This window comes from Paenarthrobacter sp. (assembly GCF_031180005.1).
Taxonomy (GTDB): domain Bacteria; phylum Actinomycetota; class Actinomycetes; order Actinomycetales; family Micrococcaceae; genus Arthrobacter.
Window position 1 is genome coordinate 1 of record NZ_JAPSHI010000061.1, and the last position, 5,055, is coordinate 5,055.

The 5,055-nt window shown below is 61.9% G+C and carries 6 protein-coding genes and 1 tRNA gene; 2 read left to right on the forward strand and 5 right to left on the reverse strand.

Going from position 1 to position 5,055, the window contains the following annotated elements; genetic code table 11:
• Positions 1–38 precede the first annotated feature (38 nt).
• Positions 39–114, forward strand: a tRNA-Phe gene (locus tag RIF72_RS19815).
• Between the two features lie 299 nt (positions 115–413).
• Here the strand turns inward: RIF72_RS19815 and RIF72_RS19820 are convergent.
• Together RIF72_RS19820 and RIF72_RS19825 are read right to left on the reverse strand one after the other, a co-directional pair.
• A complete protein-coding gene (locus RIF72_RS19820) occupies positions 414–620 on the reverse strand; it encodes a hypothetical protein (protein ID WP_309076497.1) in 207 nt (68 codons plus the stop codon).
• 341 nt (positions 621–961) lie between these two features.
• Positions 962–1,189: a hypothetical protein gene (locus tag RIF72_RS19825; protein WP_309076498.1), complete on the reverse strand. Its 228-nt coding sequence runs from the start codon at positions 1,187–1,189 to the stop codon at positions 962–964.
• Positions 1,190–1,379: 190 nt separating this feature from the next.
• On the opposite strand from RIF72_RS19825, the gene RIF72_RS19830 reads away from it, so the two are divergent.
• Positions 1,380–2,078 carry a hypothetical protein gene (locus RIF72_RS19830; RefSeq protein ID WP_309076499.1) on the forward strand — a complete coding sequence of 233 codons (699 nt, stop codon included), beginning with the start codon at positions 1,380–1,382 and terminating at the stop codon, positions 2,076–2,078.
• Positions 2,079–2,086: 8 nt separating this feature from the next.
• Here the strand turns inward: RIF72_RS19830 and RIF72_RS19835 are convergent, their stop codons facing one another.
• From RIF72_RS19835 to RIF72_RS19845, 3 genes are all read right to left on the reverse strand, one after another.
• Positions 2,087–2,581: a hypothetical protein gene (locus RIF72_RS19835; RefSeq protein WP_309076500.1), complete on the reverse strand. Its 495-nt coding sequence runs from the start codon at positions 2,579–2,581 to the stop codon at positions 2,087–2,089.
• Positions 2,582–2,693: 112 nt separating this feature from the next.
• Positions 2,694–3,971 (reverse strand): glycosyltransferase 87 family protein, encoded by a 1,278-nt coding sequence (locus RIF72_RS19840; RefSeq protein ID WP_309076501.1) that lies wholly within the window; start codon positions 3,969–3,971, stop codon positions 2,694–2,696.
• A gap of 124 nt (positions 3,972–4,095) precedes the next feature.
• On the reverse strand, positions 4,096–5,055 hold a 960-nt coding region (locus RIF72_RS19845), incomplete at its 5' end, for a S8 family peptidase (protein ID WP_309076502.1).

Sequence of the window (5,055 nt, forward strand, 5' to 3'; positions counted from 1 at the left end):
CGGAAGAGGTTCCGGCTCTCATGGTGACACGTCACCTAGGCTCTGTAGCTCAGTTGGTAGAGCGTTCGACTGAAAATCGAAAGGTCACCGGATCGACGCCGGTCGGAGCCACCAGCTAGAACCCCGCCTTCCCGCACTTCCGGGAGGCGGGGTTTTTTCTTTCTTCTGAACGGCGCGATTTCACGTTTGACTGTGTGGCTCGTCAGATCTTGACGCCAGCGCCAGTGCTGAAACCGCTAGGAGCGCTGAGTCTCAGCGAGGCCGCAACGCTGGTCGGCGTCGCGCTCATACAGCTTTGCGGCGTGCCACGGCGTGCCGGGATCCGCGCGGGGGTAAATTATGCCGGCAGTTGCGGCGCCCTTGTAGTCGGGACTCTCGTGTCGCTGGCGAACACCTCGATCACATAGGCGAGATCAAGTAGGAATTGCTTCGTAGTCCTCCAAGGCCCAGGTCAAAATTCTGATGTCAAAGGGATCCAGGACCATCGCATTGTGGAGGAAAGCGTCGAACTCTTCCAGTGGAGCCTCACCCCCGTTGGCCCGGTACCAGGCCCACAGGAGATGGAGTGAATTCTTATCGCCGCGGACCAGAAACTGGGCCGCCGATCGTGGATCTTGCATTGAAACCCTCGCTACTGCCGCCGGCACCAAGGCAAGATCGGGCAGTAATTTGATGCCTCCGGGCCGAAGGCAGGCAGAGCATTATGAAACAACACCGGATATGCGGTGACATCTGGCCAACGGACATCCCCTGGACCTGCCGATCCGTAAACGATCCACAGCAGCGGGTGGGCTTCGAGGAGGACTTACAGATCCGAGTCGTGGGCTCGACCGATTTTTCGTTTCCCTCTTGACCAGCATGGCCCCTCCAGGCTAAAAAGGCCAGCTTGAGTGTTGTGATCAGCTTCGTTCTTGATCACATGGTTGGCGCAAGGCCGCCCCCCGTAAGTCGGCTCCGTGCCTTAACCCCCTGTCTCCGGGATGGCCTGATTGGCAATCAAATCCATCCGATCCGCCGCTGTCAGCCGTTCATCGTCTTGGATAGCGGCGATGTCGGCGGCGTCCACTTCGTCACCGCCGGGCTTTCCGGTAGTTGTTCCGTTGTCCCCGACGTCCTGGTTGTGGTCGTTCTTGTGGCGCTGCTCGTGCGGGATATGGTCCGGCTGGTCTTCATTGTGTTCGTTGCTCATACGGGCATGGTCCCACCAGACCGCGCCTGCGGGAAGACCATGGCCGGTACATGCATCGGATGGCTTGGGTAGGCCGCTATTCCTCGGTACCTATCGAAACCTATGTCGATAGAATTAGGCCGTGGCGACGAGACGCAGCTTTATAGGGCTCGTGCCGGCCGTTTTGCTCGCGGGCTGCGCTGGAGGAGACATGGACCGTATACCCGGGCAGTCGCGGGAGCCTGCCAGGCTTTCGGCCCGCCCTCCCGGAACACCCCCTGCCGGACTTGCGGTGACGGGTGAAACGGTTCTGGGCGTGGAGTCCGGTCGGGACACGTTGCTTTACGTACCCACCGGGATCCAGGCCGGGAAGCCTGCGCCGCTGGTGGTCTTGTTCCACGGTGCCGGCGGCGCGGCATCCGGCGGGTTGTCCCTCTTGCGTCCTCTCGCCGACAGCTACAACCTGGTGCTGGCCGCGCCTTCCTCCCGGGGATCCACGTGGGACGGCGTAGGAGGGCATTTTGGTCCGGATGTTGACGTTGTTGACCGCGCCCTCCAGCGGGTCTTCGAGCGGGTCCAGGTGGATCCGGGCCGCGTTGCCGTGGGTGGCTTTTCTGATGGCGCCTCGTACGCCCTGGGACTGGGCTTGGCCAACGGGGATCTGTTCACCAAAGTCATCGCCTTCTCGCCGGGGTATGTGCCGCCGGCCCGCCGCGCTGGCAAGCCGGCCATTTTCGTCTCGCACGGCGTGTTCGATGAGGTACTGCCGATCAACCGCACCAGCAGGATGTTGGTGCCCGCCCTGAACAACGACGGTTACGAGGTGTCATATCACGAGTTCGAAGGCCCTCACACTGTGCCCCCTGACATCGCCAGCGAAGCGGTTGGCTGGCTTGGCTGGGAAGCTTAGGAAGGAGCTCAGTGGCTGGTGGTCCCGCGACGTGATTCGAGGTCGGGCTGTATCCAGCGGTCAGCCACCAGGCCGGTAGCCAGGGAGTACAAAGCTTTGTGGACGACGTCGATAATCTGTTCCTTCGCGGGCCAGGACGTGGGCGGCGCGCCCGCGCCGGTGGCGTTTTCCAGTGTCTGGTCAAACGCGAGCCGGACCACCGTGTGCTTCGTGTGGGCCAGCGGGCCGCGGATTCCCGTGACCGCCCAAATGCCCCGGAGTGACCCCAGTACGGCACCGGTGCCCCAGTGCATCACGTGATTCCAAAAGAATGGCTTCTGGGAGTCGGACGGGCGCTTGCCCAGCAACGTGAGCAGCGTTCGTGCAGGAATATAGGAATTAGGGCGCTTAGTCAGGGCCTGTTCCACTTTCTCCCCGGCAGTCATAACGGCAACCCCAGCCAAACCGCTCAGTGCGCCTCGTCCAGCGGCTGCCAGCAGTACTCGACTCCGTGATCCGGGCATTGCTTCTCCAATTCGTTCGGGTGATGCGCGCACAACCGGTTTGATCAGTGTGCTTACTATTTTGCGCCAGCTGTGCTCATATCACCAGAGCCCCGGTTAGGCGACAGCCCGGTTAGGCGACAGGGGAGCGTTGGTGTAGGTCCGGGCGCTGATCGGTTGCGCTCCTTCCTGGGCGGCTAACGGCCAGCCATGCCAGCACAAGGACGGCTACGAAGAGTCCGCTTTGCGTAAGCATCTCCGACACGACCGAAACAGCTGCATAGGGGTTGGGGGAACCCGCCAGCTGGGCGGCCTCCACAGGTTGCAGGGCAAAGCAGGCAAGCATCAAGAGGCAGAGGATTCCCGCAGGGGACGGAACAAGGCGACGCCAGCTGAAGGTCGTTGGCGTCTTGTCCCGGAAGCGCCCCAAAAGCGCCGGAACGATCAACACCACCCAGACCCAATGATGGCCCCAGGAGACGGGAGAAACCAGCAGCATAACGAGGGCCGTAGCGGCCACCGCACCCCACGGATCGGCGTCGTGCCGTGAGACATAAATGATGAAAGCGGCAACAGCAACGACGGCGGCGCACAGGCCGACCCACAGCACCGTGCCAGCTGCCGGGTCGGGTTCGAGCCTGCTGATGAAGCCGCGCAGCGAGATGTTTTCAAAGCGTGAGAGGGTACCGACCCGATTTGTCTCACCGAGGGACGACAGCCAGTACTGCGCCGAGAAGCCCGGCGCTGCCAGAGCCATGATTGCAACAGTGCCGGCAAAAGCCGCGATCATCCGGGCAGCGCCTTTGAAGTCACCGCGCATGACGAAGAAGAGCAGAAATACCAGCGGTGTAAGTTTGATGCCCGCCGCAAGGCCGGTAAGTATTCCCCGCGGCAGGAACCCGTCCGGGTGGCGCCGGGTACTGGCCAACAGATCAACGGAGATCAGCACCAGGAGAAGCGGGTTGATCTGCCCCAGGGCGAGGGAGTTCCGCCATGGGCCCAGGAGCAGTACCACTCCGGTCATGGCTGCAGCATCAATCCATAACCCATAACGCCCCCTACCCGCAGGAAGAACGCCCTTGGAGCGCAGGTAGTGCGCTATCAGCAGGCCAACAGTACCGGCAAAGACGATATTGAGGAGGGTTTGGCAGACCAGCGCTACGTCCACCGGCATCAGTGCCAGGGGAACGAAAAGAGCCGCTGCAAACGGCGGGTACGTGAAGGCCATCCCGCCATAGGGTGTGCCGGGCAGCCCGCCGGCATAGAGGTCCCCACCGGACAGGAATTCCTTCGCTCCTGCCCAATAGACCCGTAAGTCCAGCCCGTCCTGCATGGCCACGTTGAACAGGTAGACCGCGACCACAAGCGGGAAAGCGACTTTGAACAGGTCCCGGAGCAGTGGCTTTGTCATAATCTCCTCGCCAGGGCGTTGTGAGTTCCTTGGACTCTATCCGGAACCTGGAGGAGACTCACATTCACGGCAACGGACATCAGCAAGCACGACGCCGGACGTCACCTGCCACGCCTGTCCTCAGCTACTTGACGGCGTTGTACGCGTTCACCCGGCCATGCGCCCAGTACGTGCCGGTTCCGGCCACGGACTTGTCTGCGGTGGTTTCAATGGTCGAACGGACCGTGACATTGGAGGCAGCAGGGGTCTTGCTCCACGCCAGGGCGGCAACGGCAGCGACAATCGGCGACGACATCGAGGTGCCGTTGCCGACGTCGTACATCATTGAACGACCGTTGCGCATGAGGTAGAAGTTGTGGCTCGGGAAGGTGGAGTAGACGTTGACGCCGGGCGCTGCAACGTCCACCCAGGAGGCATCGTAGGTTGAGAAGGATGCCTTGGCGTCCCTGTTGTCAGTTGCGCCGACGGCGATGACGTTCGGGTAGGCGGCAGGGTACAGCTTGGTGGTATTGCCACCGTTGCCTGCAGCGGCCACCAGCACCACGCCCTTGTCCCATGCCTTGGTGACGGCAGTTTGGAGGGTGCGTGATGATCTCATTCCCAGGCTCATGTTGATGACCTTGGCGCCGTTGTTCACCGCCCAGTTGATGCCATTCGCGATACCTGATGCGGAGCCGGATCCGCTGTCATTGAGGACCTTGCCGTCGAGGATCCTGCAGCCCGGACAGACTCCGGCGACGCCCTCGGTGTTATGCACCGCGCCAACGATTCCTGCGACGTGGGTACCGTGCCCGTAATTGTCATCCTGTGTGGCGGCGCTGCTGAAGTTGGCACGCGCGTCAATTTTTGACCGGAGGTCGGGATGGTTGGCGTCAACGCCTGAATCAAGGACAGCCACCTTTATGTTCGCGCCTGAGGCGAGGGGCCACGCTTCCACAGCGTCCACATCGGCGTCCGGCGTCCCCCCTGCGACCACTATGTCTCCTGCAGTGTTGGTAAACGACTGGCCATCGTTCTGCAGGGCGTACTGGCTGGCAAAGTACGTGTCACTTGTGGTGGCAGTAGCCAGTCCATCCGGCTCGGC

Bases quoted from the DNA above. Each gene is read 5' to 3' on its own strand.
- RIF72_RS19820 (WP_309076497.1), bottom strand. From the start codon at position 620: ATGCAAGATCCACGATCGGCGGCCCAGTTTCTGGTCCGCGGCGATAAG.
- RIF72_RS19825 (WP_309076498.1), bottom strand. From the start codon at position 1,189: ATGAGCAACGAACACAATGAAGACCAGCCGGACCATATCCCGCACGAG.
- RIF72_RS19830 (WP_309076499.1), top strand. From the start codon at position 1,380: ATGGACCGTATACCCGGGCAGTCGCGGGAGCCTGCCAGGCTTTCGGCC.
- RIF72_RS19835 (WP_309076500.1), bottom strand. From the start codon at position 2,581: ATGCCCGGATCACGGAGTCGAGTACTGCTGGCAGCCGCTGGACGAGGC.
- RIF72_RS19840 (WP_309076501.1), bottom strand. From the start codon at position 3,971: ATGACAAAGCCACTGCTCCGGGACCTGTTCAAAGTCGCTTTCCCGCTT.